Here is a 13267-nt window from a genome sequence, read left to right on the forward strand (position 1 = left end):
ACGCTGTAGGTGTCGGTTCCCGTGCTCATCGCTTTCCCTCTGTCGTTTCGAACGGTACGATCCGTTTCGGTATTATCTTTTGTGTCAGTAGTCATCTCACGGTCTCCGTAACGAGTGTGCGATTGCGAGCAGGCCGGCGAGGTTACAGCCCGTAATCACGAGCAGTATCTGGGCATCGGTCGCGTCCGTCAGGCCGTCGACGCTGTACGACAGCACGAAAGGGACGACAGTCAGGAACCCGACGCCGACCGCGAGGTAGAGCATGGGTTCGCTCTGGTTGCGTCTGTACCCTCGATAGGCGAGTCCGGCCACGACGCCGCCGAGTGCCGCGCTGGTCAGCGTGACGAGGAAGATGGTCGCGCTACTGCCGAGTTCGGCCTCGATGGCCGAGAGGACGGTCTCTGCGATCATCGGGACCACCACCCGCGGGCAGTGTCGCGGTCGGTCGGTGTGTAGCGTGTCCGTCTCATGGGTTTCCGAATATCGAGTACAGTATCGCCAGCAGGCCTGCGATTTCGCCGCTCGTCGCAACGACCTGTATGGTTACTGAGGGGAGATCGGTTAGCGTCGGGAGCAGGAACCGCGTCACGGTCGGTGCGGCACTGAGCAGCGCGACGCCGATAGCCAGCCACAGCAGTGCGGGCGCGCTGGCGCGCTGGTAGCCCCGGTAGGCGCGTAGCACGATCCAGCATGCCAGCAGGAACGCCAGCGTCTGGCCGACGAACACCAGCACGCCGACGAACGGGCTGCCACCGGTCGTCGTCAGCAGTGGCGTGATAGTCATCGGATCAGAGCTCCTCGTACAGTCTGGTGAATCGGTCGGAAGGGTCCTCTTCCGTCCGGTACACGTCGATATCCATCTCACCGTCCTCGATTTCGACCGCGACGCGTTCGAGTCGGGCGGCGTAGGTCTTGTAGTGGTGACCGTCCGGATCGAGTTGCTGTTGGGCCTCCAGCAGGTCGTGCTCGTCGAGTCGATCGATCCGTCGGTAGATCGTCGGGGGCGAGGCATCACAGCGCTCGGCAAGCCGCTCTGCATCCATCGGCTCCTTGCTCGTCTCGATGAGGATAGAGCGTGCATACTCGTCGTCGAGTATCGCGAGCAGCTCGGTTTCCTCATCGTCGGTCATTCATTTGTTCGTTATCACACATCATATAAAAACGTCCACAGTTTCTCGGTCGGAAACTATGACGGCGGTATTAATGTATGCCGGGCCGATGCTGGAAACGACATGCCCGCTATCGAAACCGACTCGCTGAGCAAACGCTTCGGCGACGTCGTTGCGGTCGACGACGTGTCCCTCCAGATCGACGACGGAGAAGTGTTCGGCTTTCTCGGCCCGAACGGTGCCGGAAAATCGACGACGATCAACATGCTGCTCGATTTCGCCCGCCCGACGAGCGGATCGGCTACCGTACTCGGCTACGATATCCGAGACGAGTCACAGGAGATCCGCAAGCGTGTCGGCGTACTGCCCGAGGGGTTCGATCTCTACGAGCGCCTCTCCGGTCGCAAACATATCGAGTTCGTACAGCGCGCGAAAGGTGCGAACGGCGACCCCGAGGAGTATCTCGCCCGCGTCGGCCTCGACGGCGACGCCGCCGACCGCAACGCCGGTGACTACTCGAAGGGGATGAAACAGCGCCTCGCCTTCGGCATGGCACTGGTCGGCGACCCCGATCTGCTGATCATGGACGAACCCTCGAGCGGCCTCGATCCGACCGGCATCCAGGAGATGCAAGAGATAGTCCGCTCGGAGGCCGAGCGCGGAACGACTGTCTTCTTTTCGAGCCACATCCTCGATCACGTCGAGGAGGTCTGTGATCGTATCGGTGTGATGAACGAGGGCGAACTCGTCGCCGTCGGAACCCTCGACGAACTCTACGCACAGATCGGCGGGGACGCTCACCTCCAACTGTCGGTTGACGACGTCTCCGACCGGACGGTCGAGACGCTTTCGGACATCGACGGCGTCTCCGGCGCGACAGCACGCAACGGCAACCTCGATATCACTTGTAGCCGGTCGGCGGCGAAAGCGAAAGCGATCAACCATGTCGAGGCCGCCGGAACGACCGTGCGCGACATTCAGGTCGAGGATCAGGACATCGACGACCTGTTCGCGGAACTCACCGGGAACGGGACAAAAGAGGACGCGGAGAAGACGGCCAAGGAGGTGCCAGCATGAGTATCGCGACCGTCGCCCGAAAGGACTTCGAGGACGCCGTCCGATCCAAGATGCTCTGGTCGCTGGCGGGCCTCCTCGTCGGCCTGATCGTTCTCGTCTACGGCGCGATCTGGTATTTCGAGGGTGACCTACCGTCCGGCGACCTTGCGGCGATACTCGCGTTGCCCCTCCAAATCATTATCCCGCTTGCGGCGCTGATCGTGGGTTACATGTCAATCGTCGGGGAGCGACGCTCCGGCAGCATCAAGATCCTGCTCAGCCTCCCGCCGACGCGTGAGGACGTCGTCGCCGGAAAGCTTCTGGGTCGTTCGGGCGTCGTCGGGGTCGCGATACTCGCGGCGTTCGTCGTCGCGATCCTCCTGACCGGTCTGCTGTTCGGCGAGGTGCCGGTCGGCGGTCTGGCCGGGCAGCGGCCGCCCACCTGTTGCTCGGCTTCGCGTTCGTCGGCATCGCGGTCGGCTTCTCCGCGGCGGTCGCCTCCCGCGGTCGCGCGATGGCGGGCGTCGTCAGCACCTATCTGGTCTTTCTGGGCTTCTGGGACGTGCTCGTCGGCGGCATCTACCGGATCGTAACCGGTTCGTTCCCGGCTGCCCCATCAGCCCCGAGTCGCCTATCGAGCCGTGGGCGCTGGCGCTCAAGCGACTCAATCCGATGGAAGCGTACAGTGTGGTCGCCTCGGGGCTAATCGACCAGCAGGTTCCCACGCTGACGCTCCAGTTCCCTATCGGTGTCAACGTCTTCGGCGATGCACCGCTCGAAGACTTTGTCGTCGGGGAGGTTCCGTTCTACCTCTCGGAGTGGTTCTCGGCCGTCGTGTTGCTCGCCTGGATCATCGTCCCAGTCTTCCTCGGCTATCTGCGGTTCCGCACTGCCGATCTCGGCTGACCCGACCCGTTAAGTCGCTCCACCCCTGCGCTCCTGTATGGTGACCAAACGGGCGCTCGGCGCCAGTCTCCTACTGCTCGGACTCGCGTTTGTCGGCCTCTTCCACACCGTTGCGGCCTTTGCCTTCGACAGCGGGCAGAGTGGATCGGACTCACGCTCGCGGGACTGTCGCTACTCGGTCTCGTGCTGGTGAATACGGGTGCTGACGAGTCCGCAGAAGAAACGTGAGGTTACGCCAACCGTAGCATCTGCGCGTGTACCGTCGAACCGACTTCGAGAACGTTCGACTCCTCGACGAAGCCGTGTTCGATAGCCAGCGCCACCGAGTCCGCCCCGACGATGTTTGCAATCGTCGCCCGGGAGAGTGCCTCGACGACGTCCGCCTCGTCGAGTTCCTCGCCGCCGTAGAACTCTTCGGTCACGGTCAGGGAGATGTCGTCGCTCTCGTAGCTCTCTCCGAGCGTGTCGGGATCACAGACCGAAACGAGCAGTCCCTTCTCGGTCGTCCGCTCGTTGACGATCACTCTCCGATCTCCTCGTCGACCATCTCCCGCTCGGCCTCCCGGCGCATGTCTTCGGCCTCCTCGGCGATCTCTTCGGCCTCCTCGTGCTTGCCCAGTTCTTCGAGCGCGCGGGCCTTCTCTTCGAGGGTGACCTGATTACGCATACCCAGCCTGATGGCGTTGTCGAAGGCGTTCAGGGCGTCCTCGGCCAGACCGCGTTCCAGCATCAGGAATCCGCGGTTGTACCAGGCTTCGGCGAAGCGCTGGTCGATCTCGACGGCGCGTTCGGCGTGTTCGAGTGCCTGCTCGCTTCGGCCGGACTCCCAGAGCGCGAACGCGAGGTTCGTCTCCGCCGTCGCGGCGTGCTCGCTGGAGCCATCCATCGAGATGGCCTCCTTGTACGCGCCGATCGCCGCGTCCCATTCTTCGAGTTCCGCGTGGGCGACGCCCTTGTTCACCCAGGCCTCCTGCTCGACCAGTTCGTCCTCGGCAAACCGGGCGGTCCGCTCGAACGTCTCGGTCGCCTGCTCGTACCGGTTGATCGCCATGTAGTTCAGGCCGACGTCGAGCAGGGCGTTCCCGTCGATCTCGTCGTTCGAGGTTGTCTCGTCGTCGAGCAGGTCCGGGATCACGCGGGAGTCGACCGGGTCGACTCTGTCCGGGTCGACTTCGAGTTCGGGCGGGTCGAGATCGAACTCGTCGTAGTCGCCGGAGAAGCCCTCTCCCTCGGAGAACTCGTGGTCGTCCTTGGGATTGTCTGCTGAATCTGTCATACGGATAAATTCGTCTGGGACGATGTTAAGACCTGCGTTAGCGCCTTCCTGCTCTCGGAGGCCCGCGCGGTGGCCCGCGCGCTGTCGACGGTTTTCCCCTCCCGGAGCACGGCGTCGACGAACAGTTCGCCCGCTTTGTACGACGAGCGCACCATCGGTCCCGAGGCGCAGTACAGGAACTCCAGTTCCTCCTCGGCGACGCGTTGCCAGGTATCGAACTTGTCCGGGTGGACGTACTCGCCGACGGGCAGGTGGTCCGCGGAGGGGCGGAGATACTGGCCGAAGGTGACGACGTCGACGTCTGCCTCGCGCAGGTCCGCGAGCGTCTGGTAGACCTCGTGGTCGTGCTCGCCGTGGCCCAGCATGATCGACGTCTTGGTGTAGACGTCGGACTCCCGCTCGACCTGTTCGAGGACGCGCAGGCTCTGCTCGTAGCCCGCGCGGGGGTCCCGGACCTTGCCCTGTAAGCGCTGGACGGTCTCGATGTTGTGGGCGATCACGTCCGGTTCGGCGTCGATGATCTTCCGGATTAGCTCGGGTTCGCCCTGGAAGTCGGGGATCAGCACCTCGACGAGGGTCTCGGGGTCGCGACGCTTGATCTCGCGGATCGTTTCGGCGAAGTGACTCGCACCCTGATCGGGCAGGTCGTCGCGGTCGACCGAAGTCAGGACGACGTAGTCGAGGCCGATTTCGGCAACTGCCCCGGCGACCTCGGACGGTTCGTCGGGATCGAGCGGTTCGCCGCCACCGGTTTCGACGTCGCAGAAGCCACACGAGCGGGTACACTTGTGGCCCATTAGCATGAACGTCGCCGTTCCGGGGCCGTCGTTTCCGCTCCAGCACTCGCCCATGTTCGGGCAGTTGGCCTCTTCACACACCGTATGCAGGTCTCGGTCCCGCAACGTCTGTTTGATCCCGGTAAACTCCTCGCCGGTGGGGAGCGGGCTGAGGAGCCAATCGGGCTTCCGCGAGCGACTCATACCCTCGGCTAACGACGCGAAGGTCTATAACGTTGCCCGTCGCGGCGACGTTATCGCTTTTGAGTCACGCGCGCTTACTCTCTCATATGAGCAGACGACTGTTCGTGAGCGTCGACCTGCCCGACGAACTCGCCGACGAGGTTGCGGCCGTCCAGGACGAGTTTCGCGACGCGGGCGGGCTCAGTTTCACCGATCCCGAGCAGGCCCACGTTACCGTGAAGTTCCTCGGCGACGTGGCGTCCGGGCGCGTAGAGACGGTTGAGACTGCGCTCGCCGCCGCCGTCGAGGACGCCGGCGTCGACCCGTTCACCGCCCGCGTCGAAGGGCTCGGCGTCTTCCCTTCGATGGAGTACATCAGCGTCCTCTGGGCGGGCTTTTCGGCGGGGCCCGAGGAACTCACCGCGCTCCACGAGGCCATCGAGGCGCGGATGGTCGACCTCGGCTTCGACGCCGAAGACCACGAGTTCACCCCACGTCACGCTGGCGCGGATGGACCACGCCGGCGGCAAGGAACTGGTCCAGGCTGGCGTCCGCGAGCTCGATCCGGTCATCGGCGAGTGGACCGTCGAGGACGTCCGACTGACCGAGAGCGAACTGACCTCCGAGGGTCCCGAGTACTCGACTGTCTCGCGAGTCAGCCTGTGAGCGACGACACAGCGGTCGCACTCGCTTGGTGCACTGTCGGGTGCGGATTCACCAGCGCTGGTGCTCTCGCTGGACGGCTAATGCAAACTGTTCGATTGGTACGCCGAGATGCGAGAGGGCATCCCGGTCCGATACGACGCCGAACGTGACTCGTGGGACGTCTTCCGATAGCTCCATGAGCGTTAATCGGTTCCGGCCCTGATACAATACCACATCGGATTCACAGAACAATGCTCACTCCAGAACTCCTTAGCGAGTACGACGCGAACGCCCCCACAGAGACGTCGACGGCGACGTTTGGACTCGGCTGTTTCTGGGGGCCTGACGCCGCGGCCGGCGCGATGGATGGTGTGGTTCGGACACGGGTCGGCTACGCAGGCGGGACGAAGCCCGATCCATCCTACGAGGTGATCGGTGACCATACCGAGGTCGTGCAGGTGGAGTACGATTCGACGACACTCTCGTTCAGTGACCTCCTCGACTGGGCGTTCTCCGAACACTCTCCCCGTCGCCAGTCGAGCAAACGACAGTATCAGAACATCGTCTTCACCGAGACGGCCGCCCAGCGCGAGCAGCTTCGAGCCTTTCTGGACGACAGTGACTTGCGCCGACAGCAAGTCGAAACCCGGCTCGAACCACCCGACGAGTTCTACCTTGCGGAGAGCTATCACCAGAAGTTCCAGCTACGGAGCCAGCGCTGGATCACCGACGTCTTCGACGAACTACAGTACGACGCCGAGGCTATCAGGGAGTCGCCTGCGGCAGCGAGACTGAACGCTCACGCTGCGGGACAGGACGTGGCTGCTCCGTTCCTTCCGGAGTCGTACGATCCGACGTCGCGACGAGACGGCTAGTCCGGACCGCTGGCTCGGTCGGTATGCACAGAGGAAAGAACGTTTTAGCCTCGACGGCTAGTCGTTCTACAATGAGTGAATCGGACGGCGCAAAACAGGTCAGCGATCCCGACTACCACAGCGAGAACCACACCGCCGCCCAGACCTGTGGCTGGACGGCCAACGCCCTTCGCGGCGAGGGCAAGTGCTACAAGTACGCCTTCTACGGCATCGAGTCCCACCGCTGCATCCAGATGACGCCGGTCGTCAAGTGCAACGAGCGCTGTGTCTTCTGCTGGCGCGACCATGCGGGCCACGCCTACGAACTCGATGACGTGGAGTGGGACGACCCCGAGGCGGTCGTCGACGCCTCGATCCGCCTCCAGAAGAAACTGCTCTCGGGCTTTGGCGGCAACGAGAAGGTTCCCCGCGAGGTGTTCGAGGAGTCGATGGAGCCACGCCACGTCGCCATCTCGCTGGATGGCGAACCGTCGCTGTACCCCTATCTCCCGGAACTGATCGAGGAGTTCCACGCGCGAGACATGACGACCTTTCTCGTGAGCAACGGCACCAACCCCGAGATGCTGGAGCGGTGTGATCCCACCCAGCTCTACATCAGCGTCGACGCGCCGGATCGATGGACGTTCGACGAGGTCGTAAAACCGGTCGAGGACGAGGCCTGGGAGCGACTGATCGACACGATGGACGTCCTCGCAGAGAAAGACGACACCCGCACTGTGCTCCGAACGACGCTCGTCGACGGCGAGAACATGCGTGATCCGGACTGGTATGCGGCCTTTTACGACCGTGCCGACCCCGACTTCGTGGAGCTCAAAGCGTATATGCACGTTGGCCACTCGCGCGGGCGTCTCGACCGGAGTTCGATGCCCGACCACGAGGACGTCGTCGAGTTCGCCGAGTCGATCCGGGAGCACATGCCCGAGCACGACGCGATCAAGGACGTCCCGGACTCCCGGGTCGCACTGCTGTCCAGAGACGCCGATACGTGGGTGCCGAAACTGGAAAAGGGCAGCGAGTTCTGGAGCGAATAATAAAACGCCGCCGTTTGACCCATATCGCTTATCTCTATGGGACCACTAACTCCCTGTAACACGGTCAACCTGGTTCAAGTTTTTGAGATGCATCCCATATTCGATATGCTTATGAGTCGGTAGTTCAGAAGGTTCTCATATGTCGAACGCACCGACGCTGGCCGTCGGACACGACGAGCTTGCCGTGTTAAAACTACTGGCACTCGACGGGGGGACCACGGGAGAGATGAAAGCCTCCTGCTCCGGGCTCTCCGAGGACCTCGATGTCTCGACACAGACGGCATCGCGTCGTCTCCAGCGGCTCGAAGATGCGGGCTATCTCACGCGCGAGACGGTGACCGACGGGCAGTGGCTCTCGATCACGGACGAGGGCGAACAGGCCCTTCGGGCGGAGTACGAGGACTATCGTCGAATCTTCGAGGGCGAGACGACGGTGGAACTCGAGGGCACCATCACCGGCGGGATGGGCGAGGGGAAACACTACATCTCCCTGCCGGGCTACATGAAGCAGTTCCGCGAGCGGCTCGAGTACGAACCGTTCGAGGGGACACTCAACGTCGAACTCACCGAGTCGAGCATCAGGCGGCGCTCCGCGATGGAGGCTCTCGACCCGGTCCACATCGACGGCTGGGAAGACGAGGACCGGACCTACGGTCCCGCCGTCTGCTACCCCGCGACCATCGAGACCGCCGACGGGGAGCGCTATGAGGGCACACACGTCATCGCCCCCGAACGGACCCATCACGACGAGGATCAACTCGAACTGATCGCGTCCGATCGACTCCGAGACGAACTCGGACTGACGGACGACGAACTGGTCACCGTCTACATCGAGGACAAGTGAGATGGCGGGCAACACCAGCAACGCCGATATCGCAGACGTGTCGACGACCGACCCGGTCGAACGTGCGGTCGCGGCGTTTCGCGACGGCAACCCCGTCTGCGTCCACGACTTCGACGACCGGGAGGGTGAGACTGACCTCATTTACCCCGCCGGCGCGGTTGACCTGACGCCGTTGCGCAACTGCGAAACGACGCGGGCGGGCTGATCTGCGTCGGCCTCTCCGGGTCGGTCGCCGACGCCGCCTCGCTTCCGTTCCTCTCCGACGCCATCGACCATCCCGCCAGCGAGACGGCCCACCTCGCGTACGGCGACCGCTCGTCGTTCTCGCTGACGGTCAATCATCGCGACACGTTCACCGGGATCACCGACGAGGATCGCTCGCTGACGATCACCGAAATCGCCGGCTTCGCGGCGGCAGTCGAGGACGGCCAACCGCTCGACGCCGAGGACTTCGCAAGCGAGTTCCGCGCCCCGGGGCACGTCCACCTGCTCCGGGCCGCGGATGGCCTCCTCGACGAGCGCCAGGGCCACACCGAACTCGGCATCGCGCTGGCTGACGCCGCCAGCCAACCCCTGCGGCGGTCGTCTGCGAGATGCTCGACGACGACACCGGCCGGGCGCTGACCACCACGGCCGCTCGCGAGTATGCGACTGCAAACGGGATTCCCTTCGTCGACGGCGAGCAACTGCTCGAACGGCTGGGCAGAAGAACTGCTTCAGGTCGTCGCGTTTCTGTTCTTCGAGATGATGGCGTGCCGCGTCCTTGAGCGTCTGAATCGACCCTTTTTTCGCGGTGATCGGCGCGATGGTCTCTTGCCACTGCTTCCACGGCGGGTAGATCCCAAGCCGATCACAGAGGTCGTTCAGTCGCTCGTCTCGGTCGTCGACCTTGTCCATCTTGTTGACCGCGACGACCGTCGGGATATCCAGTTCCTGCAGGAAGTGGAACATCTCCACGTCGTGCGGAATCTCGCCCTCGCCCGAGTGACGGTCGATGATGTCGATGACGCTTTTGCCGTCGACGACCAGCACCGCGACCATGATGTCGTCGGCATGGCGTTCGACGTACTGGACGACCTCGGTTTTGATCTCCTCGCGGACGTCCTCGGGGACGCCCGACATGAAGCCGAAGCCGGGAAGATCGGAGAGCATGAAGTCTTGGCTCGCCCAGTCGTAGTGATTCGGCGAGCGCGTCACACCGGGTTTGCCGCCCGTCTCGAAACTGTGGCCCGTCAGCTCTCGCATAATCGTCGATTTCCCCACGTTCGACCGACCGACGAAGACGACCTCGTCGGAGCGGTTCGGTCGGTTCTCGAACATACATATCGTTGGCGAGCAGCGGGGAAAAGGCTCACGTCACGAGTGCCGCGTTCTCAGAGGGTCCCGACGTCGTAGCTCTGATCGCGGGCAACGACGGTTTCGGGCTCGAAGCGGATGAACTGCCACCGGTCGCTCCAGGGGCTTTTGAATCGCTCGTCCCACGTTTCGGGGTCGGGGCCGAGATACCGCCGGAGCAGGCGGTCTGCCCGCTCCTCGTCGAAGGGTTCGACCGTCGCCATCCCGCGAAAGCCGACGTGTCGGACGACGCCGGAACCGGGCAGGAAATCGACCATCGCCAGCGCGGCATGGGGCGTCTTCCGCACCCGGTCAAGGTAGGTCTTCCCGTCGTCGGCGATGATCCAGACCGTCCCGTCCTCCCAGAGATACCACAGCGGCGAGATCCGGGGCAACCCCTCGTCGGTCGTCGCGAAGAAACAGAAGAGGGGCCGTTCGAGCACCGCCTCCAGTGGGACGTCCATCGAGTTCTCGACGATCTCCATGCCGCCCCGTACGCGGGGTCGTACCATCAATTTCGGGGCCGAACACTCATATACGATGCCGGGACCAGTCGCACCGTGTCCTGACGAAGCCGCCACGGCGCGGCCAGCGGGTGTGCACCGGACCGCGTCGTGACTCTCGTGTGGTGCCTGTTCGCCAGAAAAGCGGCGCTGGGGTCTGAGTACGGTGGTCCTACCGCTCGAACGGCAGTTCCGGCTCGTAGCCGATGGCGTCGACGGCCGCCGCGAGGACGCCCTCGACGTTCTCGTCCTCGGTCACGCTCATGTAGTGGTCGGCCTCGACGTCCCGGGAGAGATCGATCTTGTTACATACCGTCAGCACCGGCACGTCGTCGAACTGCGATTCGATTGCATCCCGTAGCTCTAGCTGGACGCCGATCGGGTAGCCACAGTCCATGCTGGCGTCGAGGATCACGATCACGCAGTCGGCGAGGTGTTCGAGCGCGCTGACCGCCTGCGATTCGATGTCGTTTCGCTCCTCCGGCGGCCGGTCGAGCAGTCCCGGCGTATCGACGATCTGGTAGCGCACGTGCTCGTCCATCGACGAGCCCTCGCCATCTCGGAGTTCGCTCGGTACGTCGGAGCCGTGGAAGTGCCCGACGCCGATGCCGCGGGTCGTAAAGGGGTACTCCGCGGTTTCGTGGCGGGCCCGCGTGACGTCGTTGACAAAGGAGGACTTGCCGACGTTCGGGTAGCCCGCGACCACGATTGCTGGCTTGTCGGGGTTGATCTCCGGCAGCGTCTTGAGAGCGTCCCGGGCCTCCCCGATCAGTCGCAGGTTCGTATCGACCTGCTCGACGACGTCCGCCATCCGCGCGAACGCCTGCTTGCGGTGTTTCCGCGCCAGTTCGACGTCGGATTTTCGCATCTTCCCCATGGCCTCGTCGCCGATCTGCTTGGTCTGGCGGCTCGCCCAGCTTACCTCCGAGAGGCTCTGTCTGAGCGCGTCGACGCCGTCGGCCTCGGTGTCGTACTCGTGCGTCTCGACGATTGCCTCGGCCAGTTCGCGGTAGAACGGATCGATCTCGTCGAAGTCGGGCCACGCCGTGACGACGTTCTCCAGGTTATCCGAAAGGATGTTCGACGATGTCTGTACCATTGACTCCTGGGCCTCCCGGCCCTGCTTCGCCCGGCCGGATCGCGACGCGCGCGAGAACGCCTTGTCGATGAGTTCCTCCGACCATGGCGTCGTCGGAAGATCCTCGAAAATCATAGCCGATCGTACGATAGCTGGCTATAAAAGGCCGTTCTTCGGGCCGCGTGCGTGTTGATGTGCTTATACGCCTCGACTGTCTACGGTCGTTCATGACGAACTGGCGTGCGGTCGTGATCGGATTTATTACTCTCACAGTGCTGAGCGTGTTCGGCGTCGTCCTCCCCGGGCTTGGTCAGTTGACGGCCGGGTTGCTTGGCGGACTGGTCGCCGGCTACCTCGCAGGGGGCGGGCTGGCGAGCGGCGCGTGGCATGGCCTGTTGGCAGGGAGCCTCGGCGGCATCGTTGCGGGAGTGTTCCTCTGGGTGGGACTGACAATCGTCGGCTCGGTGGGCGGGCCGGTCGGCGGCGCAATCGGAGCGACCGGCGGGTTCGTCCTCGCACTCCTGATCGTGTTCTTTTCGCTGGTCGTCGCCGCGGAGTCCGCGCTTGCCGGCGCGTTCGGGGGCGTGCTTGGCGAATAGAAGGACTACTCCAGCGAAATGTACGTCTTGGTGTCCTTGACGCCGGGTAGGGCCTGGATCCCGCTCGATGCGGCTTCGAGGACCTGGTAGACTTCGTCGACGGCTACTTCTCCGATGATGTCGTACTCGCCCGCCACGATGTGGGCCTCTACGACGTGGTTTTCTTCGCGGACATCCGCGAGCAAGCTTTCCGACTTCCCGGCCGCCGTCTTCACCATGACGAACGCGTGAACCATGCTGTGTGGTACTCCGTGGCACGTCAAAAACCTTTCTTCGAGTCCAACCCGGCGACGGAATCGCCTCTCTGCTCGCCGATGGGGTAACATTATTCAAGGGGGCAGCGTAAGCAGTGATATGCGGTTTGTTATCATAGGGGCGGGTCGTGTCGGGTCACGGACCGGTCGCGTCCTCAATGAAGAAGGACACGAAGTGACGCTGGTAGAGCGCGATGCGGCGGTCGCGGAACGGGCCCGTGATCAGGGGTTCGACGTCGTCGGCGGTGACGGCTCTCGCGAGGAGATTCTCTTACGAGCGGGGATCGACGACGCCGACGCGCTGGGCGCGCTTTCCGGCGATCTCAACACGAATTTCGCAGCCTGTCTCATCGGGAAACATCACGGCTGTCGGACCATTCTGCGGATCGACGAGGACTACCGCGAGAATATCTACCGGAAGTACGCCGAAGAGGTCGACGAGATCATCTACCCCGAGCGTCTGGGTGCGATTGGTGCCAAGAACGCGCTACTCGGCGGCGATATCCGTGCGATCGCCGACATCGCTCAGAACCTCCAGGTCGTCGAACTGACGGTGACGCCGGAATCGCCGACGCGTGGCTACACCATCAGCGAACTGCAACTTCCCGCAAACGCGACGGTACTCGCGTTCGGAAAGGAGGGCGAACCACTCGATATCCCCAACCCCGACGAGTCGCTCGCCGAGGGTGATCGACTGGTCGTGCTCGCGGACTTCGACGTGCTCGGTGACGTGCGACAGATCCTGGTCGGAGACAACAGTCGGGCCACGGCACAGACCGGCCCGGGAGGCACCTGAC

The 13267-nt window shown here is 63.5% G+C and carries 19 protein-coding genes and 4 pseudogenes; 12 read left to right on the forward strand and 11 right to left on the reverse strand.

The window, feature by feature from the left end:
* Positions 1-96: 96 nt before the first annotated feature.
* From ACFQH2_RS03120 to ACFQH2_RS03130, 3 genes are read right to left on the reverse strand one after another with little or no spacing between them, the layout of a single operon-like run.
* Positions 97-411, reverse strand: a complete 315-nt coding sequence (locus tag ACFQH2_RS03120; RefSeq protein WP_377056714.1) for a DUF7521 family protein — start codon at positions 409-411, stop codon at positions 97-99.
* 55 nt (positions 412-466) lie between these two features.
* A complete protein-coding gene (locus ACFQH2_RS03125) occupies positions 467-784 on the reverse strand; it encodes a DUF7521 family protein (protein WP_377056716.1) in 318 nt (105 codons plus the stop codon).
* Positions 785-788: 4 nt separating this feature from the next.
* Positions 789-1130, reverse strand: a complete 342-nt coding sequence (locus ACFQH2_RS03130) for a helix-turn-helix domain-containing protein (RefSeq protein ID WP_377056718.1) — start codon at positions 1128-1130, stop codon at positions 789-791.
* Positions 1131-1232: 102 nt separating this feature from the next.
* Between ACFQH2_RS03130 and ACFQH2_RS03135 the strand changes: the two genes are divergently transcribed.
* The 5 genes and pseudogenes from ACFQH2_RS03135 (at position 1233) to ACFQH2_RS03155 (ending at position 3264) form a co-directional block, all read left to right on the forward strand.
* The gene (locus ACFQH2_RS03135) at positions 1233-2186 is read left to right on the forward strand and encodes an ABC transporter ATP-binding protein (RefSeq protein WP_377056720.1); all 954 of its coding nucleotides are present in this window, start codon (positions 1233-1235) and stop codon (positions 2184-2186) included.
* A gap of 50 nt (positions 2187-2236) precedes the next feature.
* Positions 2237-2515 (forward strand): annotated as a pseudogene (locus ACFQH2_RS03140) (ABC transporter permease); the annotation flags it as partial.
* A gap of 95 nt (positions 2516-2610) precedes the next feature.
* Positions 2611-2871 carry a hypothetical protein gene (locus ACFQH2_RS03145; RefSeq protein ID WP_377076443.1) on the forward strand — a complete coding sequence of 87 codons (261 nt, stop codon included), beginning with the start codon at positions 2611-2613 and terminating at the stop codon, positions 2869-2871.
* Positions 2838-3071: an ABC transporter permease subunit gene (locus tag ACFQH2_RS03150; RefSeq protein ID WP_377076444.1), complete on the forward strand. Its 234-nt coding sequence runs from the start codon at positions 2838-2840 to the stop codon at positions 3069-3071. Before ACFQH2_RS03145 ends, ACFQH2_RS03150 begins: the two co-directional genes overlap by 34 nt.
* Positions 3072-3108: 37 nt before the next feature.
* On the forward strand, positions 3109-3264 hold the full coding sequence (locus tag ACFQH2_RS03155; RefSeq protein ID WP_377076445.1) for a hypothetical protein: 156 nt from the start codon (positions 3109-3111) through the stop codon (positions 3262-3264).
* Positions 3265-3301: 37 nt separating this feature from the next.
* Here the strand turns inward: ACFQH2_RS03155 and ACFQH2_RS03160 are convergent, their stop codons facing one another.
* From ACFQH2_RS03160 to lipA, 3 genes are read right to left on the reverse strand one after another with little or no spacing between them, the layout of a single operon-like run.
* Positions 3302-3595: a DUF424 domain-containing protein gene (locus ACFQH2_RS03160; protein WP_377056726.1), complete on the reverse strand. Its 294-nt coding sequence runs from the start codon at positions 3593-3595 to the stop codon at positions 3302-3304.
* Complete coding sequence (locus ACFQH2_RS03165; protein WP_377056728.1) at positions 3592-4347, reverse strand: tetratricopeptide repeat protein; 756 nt, start codon at positions 4345-4347, stop codon at positions 3592-3594. The genes ACFQH2_RS03160 and ACFQH2_RS03165 overlap by 4 nt, the downstream gene beginning before the upstream one ends.
* Positions 4344-5327 carry a lipoyl synthase gene (gene lipA, locus ACFQH2_RS03170; RefSeq protein WP_377076446.1) on the reverse strand — a complete coding sequence of 328 codons (984 nt, stop codon included), beginning with the start codon at positions 5325-5327 and terminating at the stop codon, positions 4344-4346. The genes ACFQH2_RS03165 and lipA overlap by 4 nt, the downstream gene beginning before the upstream one ends.
* A gap of 86 nt (positions 5328-5413) precedes the next feature.
* On the opposite strand from lipA, the pseudogene thpR reads away from it, so the two are divergent.
* A pseudogene (gene thpR / locus ACFQH2_RS03175) lies at positions 5414-5972 on the forward strand (RNA 2',3'-cyclic phosphodiesterase).
* 48 nt (positions 5973-6020) lie between these two features.
* On the opposite strand, the gene ACFQH2_RS03180 reads toward thpR, so the two are convergent.
* Positions 6021-6149, reverse strand: coding sequence for a hypothetical protein (locus ACFQH2_RS03180; protein WP_377056734.1), 129 nt, complete (start codon positions 6147-6149; stop codon positions 6021-6023).
* Positions 6150-6202: 53 nt separating this feature from the next.
* Between ACFQH2_RS03180 and ACFQH2_RS03185 the strand changes: the two genes are divergently transcribed.
* The 4 genes and pseudogenes from ACFQH2_RS03185 to ribB all read left to right on the forward strand — a co-directional run bounded on the left by ACFQH2_RS03185 (position 6203) and on the right by ribB (position 9468).
* Complete coding sequence (locus tag ACFQH2_RS03185) at positions 6203-6826, forward strand: peptide-methionine (S)-S-oxide reductase MsrA (protein WP_377076447.1); 624 nt, start codon at positions 6203-6205, stop codon at positions 6824-6826.
* A gap of 71 nt (positions 6827-6897) precedes the next feature.
* Positions 6898-7857, forward strand: coding sequence for a 4-demethylwyosine synthase TYW1 (twy1, locus tag ACFQH2_RS03190; RefSeq protein ID WP_377056738.1), 960 nt, complete (start codon positions 6898-6900; stop codon positions 7855-7857).
* A gap of 139 nt (positions 7858-7996) precedes the next feature.
* Positions 7997-8701 carry a DUF120 domain-containing protein gene (locus tag ACFQH2_RS03195; RefSeq protein WP_377056740.1) on the forward strand — a complete coding sequence of 235 codons (705 nt, stop codon included), beginning with the start codon at positions 7997-7999 and terminating at the stop codon, positions 8699-8701.
* 1 nt (position 8702) lies between these two features.
* Positions 8703-9468, forward strand: a pseudogene (gene ribB, locus ACFQH2_RS03200) (3,4-dihydroxy-2-butanone-4-phosphate synthase).
* On the opposite strand, the pseudogene engB reads toward ribB, so the two are convergent.
* From engB to ACFQH2_RS03215, 3 genes and pseudogenes are all read right to left on the reverse strand, one after another.
* Positions 9407-10021: pseudogene (gene engB / locus ACFQH2_RS03205) on the reverse strand (GTP-binding protein EngB); the annotation flags it as partial. The pseudogenes ribB and engB sit on opposite strands and share 62 nt — an antisense overlap.
* Positions 10022-10074: 53 nt before the next feature.
* Positions 10075-10548 (reverse strand): pyridoxamine 5'-phosphate oxidase family protein, encoded by a 474-nt coding sequence (locus ACFQH2_RS03210; protein ID WP_377056746.1) that lies wholly within the window; start codon positions 10546-10548, stop codon positions 10075-10077.
* A 163-nt stretch (positions 10549-10711) separates the two neighbouring features.
* Entirely contained in the window at positions 10712-11752 is a 1041-nt protein-coding gene (locus ACFQH2_RS03215; protein WP_377056748.1) for an NOG1 family protein, read from the reverse strand.
* Positions 11753-11844: 92 nt separating this feature from the next.
* On the opposite strand from ACFQH2_RS03215, the gene ACFQH2_RS03220 reads away from it, so the two are divergent.
* The gene (locus ACFQH2_RS03220) at positions 11845-12216 is read left to right on the forward strand and encodes a DUF5518 domain-containing protein (RefSeq protein WP_377056750.1); all 372 of its coding nucleotides are present in this window, start codon (positions 11845-11847) and stop codon (positions 12214-12216) included.
* A gap of 5 nt (positions 12217-12221) precedes the next feature.
* On the opposite strand, the gene ACFQH2_RS03225 is transcribed toward ACFQH2_RS03220, so the two are convergent.
* The gene (locus ACFQH2_RS03225; RefSeq protein ID WP_377056752.1) at positions 12222-12452 is read right to left on the reverse strand and encodes an Lrp/AsnC ligand binding domain-containing protein; all 231 of its coding nucleotides are present in this window, start codon (positions 12450-12452) and stop codon (positions 12222-12224) included.
* A gap of 118 nt (positions 12453-12570) precedes the next feature.
* On the opposite strand from ACFQH2_RS03225, the gene ACFQH2_RS03230 reads away from it, so the two are divergent.
* Positions 12571-13266, forward strand: a complete 696-nt coding sequence (locus tag ACFQH2_RS03230; protein ID WP_377056754.1) for a potassium channel family protein — start codon at positions 12571-12573, stop codon at positions 13264-13266.
* The last annotated feature ends 1 nt before the right edge of the window (position 13267 follow it).

It is taken from the genome of Natronoarchaeum sp. GCM10025703 (assembly GCF_042661985.1).
Lineage (GTDB): Archaea > Halobacteriota > Halobacteria > Halobacteriales > Natronoarchaeaceae > Natranaeroarchaeum.

Coding starts and splice junctions, on each gene's coding strand:
- ACFQH2_RS03120 (WP_377056714.1), bottom strand. CDS start 411: ATGATCGCAGAGACCGTCCTCTCGGCCATCGAGGCCGAACTCGGCAGT.
- ACFQH2_RS03125 (WP_377056716.1), bottom strand. CDS start 784: ATGACTATCACGCCACTGCTGACGACGACCGGTGGCAGCCCGTTCGTC.
- ACFQH2_RS03130 (WP_377056718.1), bottom strand. CDS start 1,130: ATGACCGACGATGAGGAAACCGAGCTGCTCGCGATACTCGACGACGAG.
- ACFQH2_RS03135 (WP_377056720.1), top strand. CDS start 1,233: ATGCCCGCTATCGAAACCGACTCGCTGAGCAAACGCTTCGGCGACGTC.
- ACFQH2_RS03150 (WP_377076444.1), top strand. CDS start 2,838: ATGGAAGCGTACAGTGTGGTCGCCTCGGGGCTAATCGACCAGCAGGTT.
- ACFQH2_RS03155 (WP_377076445.1), top strand. CDS start 3,109: ATGGTGACCAAACGGGCGCTCGGCGCCAGTCTCCTACTGCTCGGACTC.
- ACFQH2_RS03165 (WP_377056728.1), bottom strand. CDS start 4,347: ATGACAGATTCAGCAGACAATCCCAAGGACGACCACGAGTTCTCCGAG.
- lipA (WP_377076446.1), bottom strand. CDS start 5,327: ATGAGTCGCTCGCGGAAGCCCGATTGGCTCCTCAGCCCGCTCCCCACC.
- ACFQH2_RS03180 (WP_377056734.1), bottom strand. CDS start 6,149: ATGGAGCTATCGGAAGACGTCCCACGAGTCACGTTCGGCGTCGTATCG.
- ACFQH2_RS03185 (WP_377076447.1), top strand. CDS start 6,203: ATGCTCACTCCAGAACTCCTTAGCGAGTACGACGCGAACGCCCCCACA.
- twy1 (WP_377056738.1), top strand. CDS start 6,898: ATGAGTGAATCGGACGGCGCAAAACAGGTCAGCGATCCCGACTACCAC.
- ACFQH2_RS03195 (WP_377056740.1), top strand. CDS start 7,997: ATGTCGAACGCACCGACGCTGGCCGTCGGACACGACGAGCTTGCCGTG.
- ACFQH2_RS03210 (WP_377056746.1), bottom strand. CDS start 10,548: ATGGTACGACCCCGCGTACGGGGCGGCATGGAGATCGTCGAGAACTCG.
- ACFQH2_RS03215 (WP_377056748.1), bottom strand. CDS start 11,752: ATGATTTTCGAGGATCTTCCGACGACGCCATGGTCGGAGGAACTCATC.
- ACFQH2_RS03220 (WP_377056750.1), top strand. CDS start 11,845: ATGACGAACTGGCGTGCGGTCGTGATCGGATTTATTACTCTCACAGTG.
- ACFQH2_RS03225 (WP_377056752.1), bottom strand. CDS start 12,452: ATGGTTCACGCGTTCGTCATGGTGAAGACGGCGGCCGGGAAGTCGGAA.
- ACFQH2_RS03230 (WP_377056754.1), top strand. CDS start 12,571: ATGCGGTTTGTTATCATAGGGGCGGGTCGTGTCGGGTCACGGACCGGT.